This is a genomic window from Polaribacter pectinis, from assembly GCF_014352875.1.
In the GTDB taxonomy this organism is placed as follows: domain Bacteria; phylum Bacteroidota; class Bacteroidia; order Flavobacteriales; family Flavobacteriaceae; genus Polaribacter; species Polaribacter pectinis.
The window spans coordinates 1,032,661-1,046,248 of sequence record NZ_CP060695.1 but is presented as its reverse complement, the minus strand read 5'-3'; the positions used below and the strand labels follow the sequence as shown (position 1 = coordinate 1,046,248).

The following is a 13,588-nucleotide window of genomic DNA, read 5'->3' as shown; positions in this document are numbered from 1 at the left end:
AAGATGAAAAAAGTTTTAAATTTAGTATTAGTCTTTGCATTGACTGCGTTTTTTGCAGCATGTAACAACAACAATGATGATTTACCTACAACAGCAAATTTAACTGTAGATTTAACAGGATTAGATGAATTAGGTGCAGATTTTGTGTATGAAGGTTGGTTAATTGTAAATGGAGCGCCAGTAAGTACAGGAACATTTACAAGCGTTTCTTTTCCGCAAACTTACACAGTAGACATTAATGATTTAGAAAGTGCTACAAAATTTGTATTATCTATAGAACCAGCTGTAGATTCTGATCCAGCACCAGCAGCAACAAAAATTTTAGCTGGAGATTTCTCTGGTAATTCAGCAAGTGTTTCTTCAACAGGAATTGTTGGTGATTTTTCAAATTCATCAGGAAAATACATTTTAGCTACACCAACAGATTCAGATGATACAAATGAAGCAAGTGGGGTTTGGTTTTTAGATAATTCCAATCCGCCAGCTGTTGCAGGTTTAGATTTACCAACTTTGTCTGACGGTTGGAAATATGAAGGATGGGTAGTTTTAAACGGAACACCAGTAAGTACAGGTACATTTACATCTGTATCTTCAGCTGATGATAATGCTGCAACTTCACCATATAAAGGAACAACAGGAAATGGACCAGGATATCCTGGAGAAGATTATGTTATGGGATCTGCAGCCGGAGTTAATTTTCCAACAGATTTAAAAGGAGCAACAGTTGTAATTTCTGTAGAACCAAGTCCAGATAATAATCCTGCACCATTTACATTAAAACCTTTGGCACATGTTGTTCCTAGTGACGCTATGAATCATACTGTTTTAACTATGGGAACAGGTCCAAAAGCAGTTTTAACAGGAACAGTAACTAGATAACAGAAAAAGATTAAATCTACTATTTAAATTGTTAATGGTTGATTGAAATCGAAGGGTAATCATTTTTATATGATTACCCTTCTCTGTTTTTTTAAAAAAAAATGCCCAATAAAGCGTAAAGCAAATATTGGGCACCAACTAACCAACCAGTTGAGTCTCTAATAATTTAGAAACTACACTATATAGACTGTAATACTTTAAAAAAGTTTCACAGAAAATGAAATTTAATAGAATTTTAACGAATGAGTGATTAAAACAAATAATTGAAGAAAAAATATTATTTTTTAGTCTTTTTGTGAGCAAACATAGCAGCTCCAATTATACCTGCATTATTTTTAAATTTTGCTACTTCAACAGGAATATCAACTGTTAAATATTGTTTGAATTTATCATACTTTTTACTAATTCCACCACCTAAAATGTACATTTTTGGAGTGTGTAATGTTTTTACATGAGTTAAGAAAATATCTAATCTTTTAGCCCATTCTTCTAATGATAAATCTTCCTTTTTTCTTGTAGAATCTGCAACAAATTTTTCTATGATTTTGCCATCTGTATGATAAATTCTTCCTAATTCTACATTCGGAATTAATTTACCATTATAAAAAAGTCCCGAACCAATTCCTGTACCAATAGTAATTACAAAAACTTTACCTTTTACATCTTTTCCAGCACCTAAACTAATTTCTGCAACTCCTGCTAAATCTGCATCATTACTAACAAAAAAATGATTTCCACATTCTTTTTTAAAAAGCTTATCAACTTTAACATCTAACCAATCTGGACTTAAATTACCATGATGTTTGCATTGCCCATCAACAATAATTGTAGGAAAACAACAACCAACAGCACCTTTCCAATGGAAATAATTTACCATTTCTTTTACAACTTTAGCAACAGCTTTTGGAGTTGCAGGTTTTGGAGTTGCAATTCTGTGTCTTTCAGTAATTAACTCTCCTGTTTTTGTATCTACAATTGCAGCTTTAATTCCTGTTCCACCAATATCTATTCCTAATACTTTCATGTTTGTGATTTTAAAATCCTCTTTGTCTTTTTGCTTCAAATAAAATAATTGCAGCAGAAACAGAAACATTCATCGAGTCTATTTGACCTTGCATTGGTATGTTTATATTCTGTGTTGCAGCTTCTCGCCAAATATCTGTTAATCCTGTAGCTTCTGTGCCAACAATAATTGCTGAAGAATCTGTATAATTCTCTTTATGATATTCATTAGAATTCTGCAAAGTTGCTGTAAAAATAGCAATATTTTTTTCTTGAAGAAAAGAAATCATTTCTACGGAAGTGCCAACTGCAATCTGATTGGTAAAAACACAACCAACACTCGAACGAATAATATTAGAATTATAAAGATCGCTTTTAGGATTGGCTATAAAAACGGCATCTACATTTGCAGCATCTGCAGTTCTTAAAAGTGCGCCAATGTTTCCCGGTTTTTCTACTCCTTCAGCAACTAAAATTAAAGGATTCTTATTTTTAAATTGAAATTTATTTAATGAAAAATCTTTGGTTTTTGTTACAGCAATAATTCCTTCCGTAGAAGCTCTATATGCTAATTTTTGATATACTTCTTTAGAGATTTCTATTCGGTTTATGTTTTCATTAAATAAGTGAAGAATCTCTTTTTCTGAAATCAATTCTGGATAAAATAGAACAGTATCAAATTGATAATTTGCACTTATTGCTAAAGAAATTTCACGTTTTCCTTCAATAATAAATAAACCTTGTTTTTTACGTTCTCTCGCTTTTTCTTGCAGTTTTAGCAAGTTCTTTACATATTGATTTTGTATGCTAGTAATTTCTTTCATAAAACACAAATATACCTAATTGTGTGTATAGGTTTGTGTGTCATTTTTAAAAATATTTACAGAACTTTAATCTAAAAAATATATTATCATGAAAAAATTAAAATTTTTACTATTGTTTTTAACAATATCACTATTAAGTACAGAGATATCTGGTCAAAGTGTTGAAGGATACACTTATCATGATACTGATGGTAACGTTTCTCTTTATTATAAAAAAACACAATATGGTGTAACCTTTAGAGCAGTAAATAAAAGGGATAAACCAGTGTATGTAAAAGTTAACAATGTAAAGAGTAGTTGGACAGATGGAAGAACAAGAAGGAAAACTGTTCATATTGGTTTTGTTAATTCTGGTAGAGCTTCTAATGGAGGTGGTTTAAATTTAGATAATTATGCTAAAATTAAAGGCTGGTCTTTTTCTAGTTGGCAATGGTCTAGTAAACCATTTGATAGAAATTAAATATACCTATTTATAGGTATTGTAAAATAATGTTATTTATTGAATATTTGTTTAACAATAATATTGACCGTTATTAAGTTTTTATGTTATTAAAAAATTCTATGAAAAGGGGGATTTAAGGTTTTAATATTATTATTGTTAACTGTTTTTGATTGAAAAAGGCTCGCTAATTGCGAGCCTTTTATCATTGATGTAAAATAAATCTATTTAGATTTATACTTGTTAGAATAACGTTGCCAAAGTTTTGTTTGGTGTGTTTCTAAACTAATTTTTCTTCCTTTTATAAATGCTTCTGTAAGAATGTTACCTCTCATATCTAAAGCATCACCTTCAGAAACAAATAGGGTAGCATCTTTACCTACTTCTAATGTTCCAACCAAATTATCTATACCTAATATTTTTGCATTGTTAGAAGTAATCATTTTTAAAGCTTCTTCTTTCTCAATTCCGAAAGCAGCATATGTTCCTGCATAAAAAGGTAAATTTCTCGTATTCATTCTTTCCATTTGACCTTCCATTCCTAAACCAACAGTAATACCTTTGTCTAATAATATTTTTGCATTTCTGTAAGATAAATCATAATCATCATCTTCTCCATTAGGAATTCTATGAGATCTTTCAATAACAACGGGAATATTATTTTTCAATAATAAATCTGCAACATTTTCTGCTCCTTGACCATGAACAATTACAATATTATTTATACCAAGTTTTTTACAAGAATTTACAGCATCTGTAATTTCTCTTTCTCCACTTACATGAATAAATATTTTTTGAGAACCATTAAACAAACCTTTTGTAGCCACAAAAGGCAGGTTTTTTGTTGATGATTTATTTTCTAAATACCTTTTAGCATCCGCAAAGAAATCTGTTATTTTAGTAATGTTTTCTGCATATTTTTTATCTTCTTTTAATGCAGGATCTTCGCCTAACCACCATCTACCACGAGTTAAACTTGTTGGCCAATTCATATGTATTGCATCATCCATTTTAATAGCGGCATCTTCCCAGTTCCAAGCATCAAATTGCATTACAGAAGATGTTCCAGAAATTGTACCACCTCTTGGTGTAATTTGCCCCATTAAAACTCCATTTGGTCTCATAGATTCAACTACTTTACTTTCTGCGTTATAGGCTATCAAACTTCTAATATGTGGTAACATAGAACCTACTTCATCTTCATCATCAGTTGCTCTTACAGCATCTATTTCTACCAAACCTAAAGAAGCATTAGCAGCTATAAAGCCAGGATAAATATGTTTTCCTGTTGCGTTGATAATAGTTCCTTGTCTAGCAATTCTCATCATATTACTTCCAACAAAGGTTATTTTTCCATCTGCAAACATAATTAAGGAGTTTTCTATAACGTTTCCGTTTCCTAAATGTGCAGTTGCTCCTTCAATAGAAAAAGCAGTGGTTTGTTTTGGTGCTGGAGTTTGTTGCGCTGTGATGTTTCCTAAAACGAATAAGAAACATAGCAAACTATATATAAATTTATTTTTCATCTTGTTTGTATTTAAGTTCTTATTCAGTATCACAGTGAAAATTTTGATTACGTTTCTTTTTTGGCATCACAGTTTTTCCACCGTTCATTTTTTCATTCAACATCATTTTTAAAAGTCTACTTTTTTCTGCTTTTATTGCTTTTCTTTTTTCTAAATCTGCTTCAATATCAAAATAAACAGCACCTTCTATGATTGTTTTTTCTGCTTTTGCATATATTGATAATGGATTGTTACTCCATAAAACAACATCTGCATCTTTACCTACTTTAATAGAACCTGTTCTGTTATCTAAATGCAATAATTTTGCAGGATTTATGGTTACCATTTTCCAAGCTTCCAATTCAGACATACCACCATATTTAATTGTTTTGGCAGCTTCTTGATTTAATCTTCTAGACATTTCTCTGTCATCTGAATTTATAGCGACCGTAATTCCTTGGTTTGCCATAATTGCGGCATTGTATGGAATTGCATCTAAAACTTCGTATTTATATGCCCACCAATCTGAAAATGTTGAAGCACCAACGCCATGTACTTTCATTTTATCAGCAACTTTATAACCTTCTAAAATATGAGTAAAAGTATTCACATTAAAATCGAATTGATCAGCAACTTTCATTAACATATTAATTTCTGATTGCACATAAGAGTGACAAGAAATAAAACGTTCTTTATTGATAATTTCTGCCAATGTTTCTAATTCTAAATCTTTTCGATAAGGTTGTCCAGATTTTTTTAAAGCATCATATTCTTTTGCTCGTTGAAAATAATCTACAAAAACTTGTTCTGTTCCCATTCTTGTTTGTGGAAAACGGATGTTATTGTTTGGTCCCCAATTAGATTGTTTTACGTTTTCACCCAAAGCAAATTTTATATATTTAGGAGCATTATCAATTAGCATTCCTTCAGCATTTTCTCCCCATTTTAATTTGATAAGTGCAGAACGTCCGCCAATAGGATTTGCAGAACCATGTAAAATTTGAATAGAAGTAACACCACCAGCCAAATTTCTATATATGTTCATATCATTAGGGTTCACAACATCTTCTATAGTAACTTCTGCAGTAGAATTGTGTCCAGCTTCATTAACCGCAGAAGTTGCAATATGTGAGTGTTCATCAATAATTCCGGCTGTTAAATGTTTACCAGTTCCATCAATTTCTTTTGCACCTCTTACTCGTAGGTTTTTACCTATTTGAGATATTTTTCCGTCTTTTAAAAGTACATCTGTGTTTTCTAAAATTCCATCAGATTCACTTGTCCAAACTGTCGCATTTTTAATTAAAATAGTTTCTTGTTTTGGTAAGGTATAATTACCATAACCAACGTTAGGATAGCTTACAGGTAAAAGAGTTAAATTTTTATCATCTTTCTTTTTTTCCTCAACTTTTTTATCTTCTTTTCTAACTTGTTTAGAGGCAGACCAAGAAGTTTCGTTTCCTGCTTCATCATAAGCAGTTCCTTGCATTACATTAGAAGCGTTAATTGTTTGTCCTGTTAACCTTGTAAAACCAGATTCTTCGTTAATAGTAAGGTGAATCCAATTGTCTTTAAAAGAGAATGTAGATTTTATTTTTTCTTCTCCCATTTTTAAAGAACCTTTTTGTTGTGCTCCTTTTCCTGTGATAGAAAGTAAATAATCTTTACCATTTACACGAACCATATAATCTCCATTAAGGTCTTTTATGTTCATATCATTAATGATGTTTTGGTCTCCTTGAACCCAATTTTCATGAATTACAGTTTCTGCATCAAAAACATCACCAGAAGTAATAATAAAGTTGGCGTAACTTCCTTCATTTAAGTTACCAATTTTTGTATTACCCAACATTAGCGCAGGTTTAGTTGTTAAAGCTTCTAGTGCTTTCTCTTTATCAAAACCATACTTAATAGCTTTTTGTAAGTTTTTATGAAAAGACCCTACAGATTTTAAACCGTGAGTCGTTAGCGCAAAGTTAATTCCGTTTTTATCTAAAACACTTAAGTTAGAAGGTTCTTGATTCCATTTACGCATATCACTTAAAGCAATTTGTTTTGCAATTGTTGGATTGCTAACATCATAAGCAACCTTGAAATTGATAGGAATAATAAAATTTGCGTTTGTTTTTTTGATATCGTTTATTCTTTCAAACTCATCTCCACCACCCAAAATTGTATATTGAATTCCAAATTCATCACCAACTTTATCTGCTCTTAAAACATCTAAATGGTTTTCTCCATCAAAAATTTGAAGCAAACCTTTATTGTTATTTAAAGCTTCTAACGATGCATCTTTATTTTTCATGTTTCCTGCAGCATACCAGTCTGCATCTAAATACATTTGGCGTAATAAAGCCATTGCACCCATTCTTGAAGTAGGGTAGGATTGACGAGACAGAACACTTTTTGAAAAGGATAAATATTGTGCAGATTTGTTATTCAATATTCTATAAGCATCTGAAGAATTAGGGTTCAAAGCAACCAACATTCCGTTTCCACGAACAATTCCGTCTTGTAAATGTGTGTTTACAACCCCAAAACCTTCTTTTAATAATTCGTTTGCTTTTTTATTATCAAAGTTAAAAGAATTAGCAGCTTCTGTTTCTGGTCTAATATGATCGTTCCAGTAGAAACCTGTTCTACCAGCATCATATTGTGGTCTTCTACTATTAGAAGAAGGTCTTTTTGGTTTTGTTATACCAAAGCTAGAATACATATCAATAAAAGAAGGATAGATTGTTTTTCCTTTTAAATCGATTGTTTTTGTGCCTGCTGGAATTTTTTCTGATTTTCCCACAGCAACTACTTTACCGTCCTTAATTAATAAAGTTCCTTTTTTAATAACTTTTTGTGGAGTAACATAAATAGTTGCATTTTCAAAAGCAACCATTGTGTTTTTTTTAGTTTTTACGCCTGTATTTGTTGGAAAATAATCTTGCGCCTGCAAAGTAATTGTAAACAAAACAACACATAATAAGAGTAGTTTTCTCATATAGTTTGGATTAGTTAAATGATAATTAAGTTCTAAATTTAATTAGAACGAATTTGTAAACTGTTAAATGAAGTTATTTTAACATAATTTTAAGAATGCTAAATCTTTTTTGAAATGATCTACTACAAAAAGCAACTACAGCTAATATTTAATTGGTTTTAAATTTGTGCTCTGTTTTACCGTATGCTTTTATTTTTTTGTTTCTAATTACAAATCCAACATCATATTCATCTTTAGGAAGTTTATTTGTATAAATAGACATATCAAAACCACAAGAATCTATATTTTGTTTCTTAAAATAAGCTGTTACATCTGGCCTAGAAATTAAACTAGTGTTAAAAAGATAAGTATCTTTTTTGTTGGTTAGTGAAATAAAAATAGAGTCGTTAAAATTTGTTTCTGCTGGTTCATTAAAAGCCCAACCTCTAACTTTTAAAGCATTATTAACCATAGAGACTTCGTCCAATCCATACTTCACATTATTAGTATTTTTAATTAGTGAGTTACTAATCTTTATAAAATTTGTAGAATTTTTATCGATGGTACTTATTATTTGATTAAATATTGAATCTTGTGTTTTTTGATTTTCATTAGAATTTTTAAAAAGTTTTTCAATATCTATTTTATTGGAATAAATAAGAATAAAATTATCTAACTTTTTTAAAGAAACTTTTTTCTGATAAATAGGTACATTAAAAATGTTAATATAGTTTGAAGTTGTTAGGTACAGAGATTTTTTACCAAGTTCGAAATTACCTTTTACTATGTTTCTTTGTATAGAATCTAAATACTTATGAGTCGGTTTCATTCTAGCTACATAACCAGTTGTAATTGGAGTTTTAGCCTTACTTGCTAAAAACATTAAATCTTGATAATCTTGATTATAGACCATCGTATTTTGATAAGGTGGATAGGTTATTATTTCATCAAATTCACTAAAAATAGCTATCCATTTTTTATCGTCATTTAGTTTGGTCTCAAAACTTCCATATTCTAAATCTCTAGAGGTAATTTCATGTTGAATATCATACACTTGTAGACCTATTAAAAATACAAAAATTCCTGTTTTTAATAGCTTGTTGATAGGTAGTTTAGAAAAAATGATAATTGAAAAAATAACAAGAAAATAATAAAAAGGCCAACAAAAACGACCATTTGCTCTAAATATACCTCCTAAAGTTTTAATGAATTCTGGAATTGGAATTTCAAACAAAACTTCATCACCAAAAGTTACAATATTACTTATAGAAAAAAGCAATAATAAGATGGTAAATAGAAATAAAGGTAAAATATATTTGTACTCTTTTAAAATTCTCTTATCAAACACTAAATACAAACTATAAATAGCTACAACTAAACTAATAATTATCATTCCTAATCCTAAATAACTAAATCCTTCTAGTTGTTCTAATGATACAGATTTTAGACCTGAAAGAAATTGAGAAGAATATTCATAGGGATTTATAAAGCTATTCAAGTTAAAAGTACTTTTACCATAATTACCAGCGCCAGCAATAGAAGTACTTCCTTTTATTCCTATCACACCCAATATATACCAAAAAAAGAAACCTGATGATATTGATATAATAGGAAAGAAGATAGCCGATTTTAATGAAATCGATTTATCATAAAAATAGTTTTTCAAAGGCAATATTATAGAAAAACCAAAAACCATTGCAGCTAAATAGGGGTGAATTCCTGCACTTAAAACAAAAAGTAAGACTTGTATCCAATTAGCTTTAATAGGATTTAATTTGCTTGGTGGACAGAGATAATAATAAAAAGAAGCAATTATTAACCAATGTGCTGTTAAGGCAGGATGCATTCCTCTATATAAAAATAAAGGACTTGTAATTATAATAATAACTGCACCCAGAATAATAATTTTATTTACTTTAAAAAGCTGTAAAATCTTTACTGTAAAAATTGCATTTAGCAAAAAAGCTAAAAGCATAAAAGCTCCAAAGTATTGAAAGTCTGATGTTAGAAATCTAGAAAAAGGCTTAAGCATTAATGCTAACAAAGGTATAGAATCTGTAAAACCAACATTAGTACCTAAAGGATAATAATAATTATACATATTTCCTAAAGGAAAACCCCAAGAAGCTTCTCTAAAATATGTCCAACCAAGATAATGTTGTCCCCAATCATGATATGCAGAAAGCATCCAGTCTATATTAGTTGGAACAATAAGTTCTAGTCCATAAGAAATTTGGAAAAAAACAAGACATAATATTACAACAGATATTAATAACCAATTAGGTTTAAAAAATGAAAAGCGTTTTTTATTTTTTATAATTGGTTTGTCATTTGAATATTCTTTTTTAATTTTTAATAAATCAAACCAAAGTTTAAAAAAGTAAGTCAATTCAACTTTAGAATCTCCTCTGTCTACCCATCTATTTAAAGGGATTTCTAACAATTTATTTAAAACATTATCTCTTCCGTATACGGCTATTATCCTAAAGAAAATTTCTACATCAAAAAGCCATTTAGAAATAAAAGGTTTTACAAAAATTTTTTCAGATAATTCTTTTTTGAAAACTTTACAACCACATTGTGTGTCATAAACTTTAAGAGATAAAATATAAGATATTAAAGTTGCAATAACTCTTCCAATTAAGTGTCTAGACTTTTTTCTTTCAATAACAGCACCGATTCTTAAAACTCTAGAACCAAAAACAAAATCAATATCTTTTTTTAAATGTGATGTTAAACTATAGCATTCTTCTAAAGAAACTGCTAAATCCGCATCTAAATACGCTATATATTTAAAATCAAAATTGTTATTACAAAAATTAAAACCAGTTTTAACTGCAGCAGCTTTTCCTTGATTTACTTTATGGTTTACAATTGCTACATTATTAGGAAAAAGTGTTTTTAAATTTTTTAGACAACTACTAGTATCGTCTGAAGAACCATCATTAACAAAACAAACTAAAGCTTCTTTATTATTTTTAAGAAATTCTTTGTATTCTGTATGAAGAAAAAAAGTTTCTTCATTATAACACGGAATAACAATACAGGTATTGAACATTAATTTGAGATGAGTTCTGGTTGAAATTTATTTTTTTCAAATTTACCAAATAATATTATAAATGACGGTGAAAGTTAAATGCTAATTAATGTTATTATTTCGAATTGGATTTAGTGGTTTCAAAATAAGAAATTAATAAATCCACCACATAATTATAAGACTCAACTCCCTTAGCTTGTTTATTTGCTTTTAAATAAGCACTATATCCTTTTTTAATAACCGGTTCAAAAGGGTTTTTATAATCTTGCCAAAACAGATAACTTGCATTAAAATCTTTGGTAATTCCTTTGTTTACTGTTTTCCAAAGTTCTTTAGATAAATTTCGATCTCGTTTTCTAATTTCTGAAATGCAATACCCAAAAGCCATTCTATAACTCGCATATTTAAAATAGATGTCATCATTATAATTGGAAGCTAAAAAACCTACAAAATTGGCTTCATTTTCTGCTGCATAACCAATTTGATGTGCCATTTCATGACAAACAGTTGTAGGATAACTTGTTTTAGGAATTCTATCATTTACTTGCGCTTCTCCAGTTAAAGGATTCATATATCCAGAAGTTCCATTATAGGTTTGTAACAAACTCATTATAGAACTTTTTACAGATGTATATTTGTATTTTAATTGTGGAAAATCTGCTTCCAAGTTTTTATAACCAGCAACTGCCATTTTATACATTTCTTTTTGATGATAGCTGTTTTCTACTTTTATTGTATCGTTTTTTGTAATTTTATATTGATAAAAATTCAAATTTTCAATAATGTTTTCTGTTACTTTTTGAAGCTGTTCTGTTGTATATTTTGTTTGTTGGTATTTTAAGTTTTTGGCTAAAGGTTCTCTGTAATAATTCAAACCCCAAAAAAGGTAAAAACAAAAATAAATTATTGATAAAATTGAAGTAAAATGAATAATTTTGTAAATGAAATTTTTAAATCGAGATTTTATCAATCTGTATAAAAAACGAAGAAAAATAAATAGGCCAAAAGCCAGTAAAATATCACCAAAAGAAAAAGGAATCCAACCCAAAATAATTCTTAAAAAAGAGGAAATAATGGGATAAATTCCATTCGAATAATACGTTTCTATAAATGCAGGATTTTTAGCAGCCAATTGCACCAACAAAACCTGAATTGGAAGAAAAATTGTTAGAAAAAGATGTTTTTTATTTACTTTCATTTGGGTAAAAATAACATTTCATTTTGGAAGTTCACTGGTTATTAACAAGATAATAACAATTTAGTTTACAATATTTGTGTACAAATAAATGTTATCAATTAGTAAGCGCTAAAGAAGTAAAAAAGTACATTTGTAATCATGGAAAAAACGAATGCAGTCGCAGGCAAAAAAATAGATAAGGCAAGAATTATTAGTCTGGAAAAAGGTAAGATTCCTCCACAGGCAGTGGAATTGGAAGAAGCTGTTTTGGGTGCGATGATGATTGACAAAAAAGGAATGGATGATGTAATTGACGTTTTAAGTCCAGAAGCTTTTTACGATCAAAAACATCAAGAAATTTACGATACCATCAATCAATTATTCCAAAATTCGGAACCAATTGACTTGTTAACAGTTTCTAACTTGTTGAAAAAGAATGGAAAGTTAGAATTTGTTGGTGGCGATTTTTATTTAATTCGTTTAACGCAAAAAGTTGCTTCTTCTGCACATATCGAATTCCATGCAAGAATTATTCTTCAGAAATACATTCAACGTAAATTAATTTCGATTTCCAGCGAAATTATAGAAAATGCCTATGATGATGGAACAGATGTTTTCGAATTATTAGACGATGCAGAAGCAAAGTTATTCGAAGTTACACAAGGAAACTTAAAAAAGAGTTCGGAAGATGCAGGTTCTTTAGTAAAACAAGCATTAAAGAAAATTCAGGAAATTGGAAACCAAGAAGGAATGTCTGGTTTGGCAACAGGTTTTACAAAATTAGATGCGCTAACTTCAGGTTGGCAACCATCGGATTTAGTAATTATTGCAGCAAGGCCTGGTATGGGAAAAACGGCTTTTGTAATTTCTATGGCAAAAAATATGGCAATTGATTTTAATCATGGAGTTGCAGTATTTTCTTTAGAGATGTCTTCTGTTCAGTTGATTACACGTATGATTTCTTCTGAAACAGGTTTAACTTCAGAAAAATTAAGAAAAGGAAATTTAGAGCCACATGAATGGGAACAATTAAACGTAAAAGTTAAGAAATTATCTGATGCGCCTATTTTTATAGATGATACACCATCACTTTCAGTGTTCGATTTACGTGCAAAAGCACGAAGATTAGTTTCGCAACATAATGTTAAAATTATTGTAATTGATTATTTACAATTGATGACTGCTGGTGGAAAAGCAGGTGGAAATCGTGAACAAGAAATATCTATGATTTCGAGAAACTTAAAAGCGTTGGCGAAAGAATTAGAAGTGCCTGTTATTGCACTTTCTCAATTATCACGTGCTGTAGAAACACGTGGAGGATCTAAAAGACCTTTATTATCCGATTTACGTGAATCTGGTGCAATTGAGCAAGATGCAGATATTGTATCGTTTATTTTCCGACCAGAATATTATGGAATGACAGAATGGGATGATGATGAACACACGCCATGTGAAGGACAAGGAGAGTTTATTGTCGCAAAACACAGAAATGGTGGTTTGGACAATATTCGACTAAAATTTACGGGACATTTAGCAAAATTCTCCGATTTAGAAGAAGGTTTTAGTAGTGAATTCCAATCTTCTATGAATGCAGATTTTCCTGAAGATCCATTTGCTGGAGCTGGAGGAGTAGATCCAAAAGATGCTTTTGGTGATGATGATGTGCCTTTCTAAATACTAAATAATTTATAAAATTTAATAAATACACAATTGCTTTCAAGTAATTGTGTATTTTAGTTTTTAATATGAAAAAA

Annotated in this window: 9 protein-coding genes; 3 read left to right on the top strand and 6 right to left on the bottom strand. The window is 29.7% G+C overall.

Annotated features, from left to right (window positions below):
* Positions 1-3 precede the first annotated feature (3 nt).
* The gene (locus tag H9W90_RS04945) at positions 4-879 is read left to right on the top strand and encodes an anti-sigma factor (protein WP_187483352.1); all 876 of its coding nucleotides are present in this window, start codon (positions 4-6) and stop codon (positions 877-879) included.
* A 277-nt stretch (positions 880-1,156) separates the two neighbouring features.
* Here the strand turns inward: H9W90_RS04945 and ppgK are convergent, their stop codons facing one another.
* Together ppgK and H9W90_RS04935 are read right to left on the bottom strand one after the other, a co-directional pair.
* A complete protein-coding gene (ppgK, locus tag H9W90_RS04940) occupies positions 1,157-1,903 on the bottom strand; it encodes a polyphosphate--glucose phosphotransferase (protein ID WP_187483351.1) in 747 nt (248 codons plus the stop codon).
* Positions 1,904-1,913: 10 nt separating this feature from the next.
* Positions 1,914-2,705, bottom strand: coding sequence for a TrmH family RNA methyltransferase (locus tag H9W90_RS04935; RefSeq protein ID WP_187483350.1), 792 nt, complete (start codon positions 2,703-2,705; stop codon positions 1,914-1,916).
* A gap of 88 nt (positions 2,706-2,793) precedes the next feature.
* Between H9W90_RS04935 and H9W90_RS04930 the strand changes: the two genes are divergently transcribed.
* Positions 2,794-3,165 carry a hypothetical protein gene (locus H9W90_RS04930; RefSeq protein ID WP_187483349.1) on the top strand — a complete coding sequence of 124 codons (372 nt, stop codon included), beginning with the start codon at positions 2,794-2,796 and terminating at the stop codon, positions 3,163-3,165.
* 203 nt (positions 3,166-3,368) lie between these two features.
* Here H9W90_RS04930 and H9W90_RS04925 read toward each other — a convergent pair whose 3' ends face one another.
* From H9W90_RS04925 to H9W90_RS04910, 4 genes are all read right to left on the bottom strand, one after another.
* Positions 3,369-4,670 (bottom strand): amidohydrolase family protein, encoded by a 1,302-nt coding sequence (locus H9W90_RS04925; protein ID WP_187483348.1) that lies wholly within the window; start codon positions 4,668-4,670, stop codon positions 3,369-3,371.
* Positions 4,671-4,689: 19 nt separating this feature from the next.
* A complete protein-coding gene (locus H9W90_RS04920; RefSeq protein ID WP_187483347.1) occupies positions 4,690-7,641 on the bottom strand; it encodes an amidohydrolase family protein in 2,952 nt (983 codons plus the stop codon).
* 148 nt (positions 7,642-7,789) lie between these two features.
* A complete protein-coding gene (locus tag H9W90_RS04915) occupies positions 7,790-10,678 on the bottom strand; it encodes a DUF6311 domain-containing protein (RefSeq protein WP_187483346.1) in 2,889 nt (962 codons plus the stop codon).
* Positions 10,679-10,772: 94 nt separating this feature from the next.
* The gene (locus tag H9W90_RS04910) at positions 10,773-11,855 is read right to left on the bottom strand and encodes a DUF3810 domain-containing protein (RefSeq protein WP_187483345.1); all 1,083 of its coding nucleotides are present in this window, start codon (positions 11,853-11,855) and stop codon (positions 10,773-10,775) included.
* Positions 11,856-11,993: 138 nt separating this feature from the next.
* Between H9W90_RS04910 and dnaB the strand changes: the two genes are divergently transcribed.
* Positions 11,994-13,508 (top strand): replicative DNA helicase, encoded by a 1,515-nt coding sequence (gene dnaB, locus H9W90_RS04905; RefSeq protein ID WP_187483344.1) that lies wholly within the window; start codon positions 11,994-11,996, stop codon positions 13,506-13,508.
* Positions 13,509-13,588: the final 80 nt, after the last annotated feature.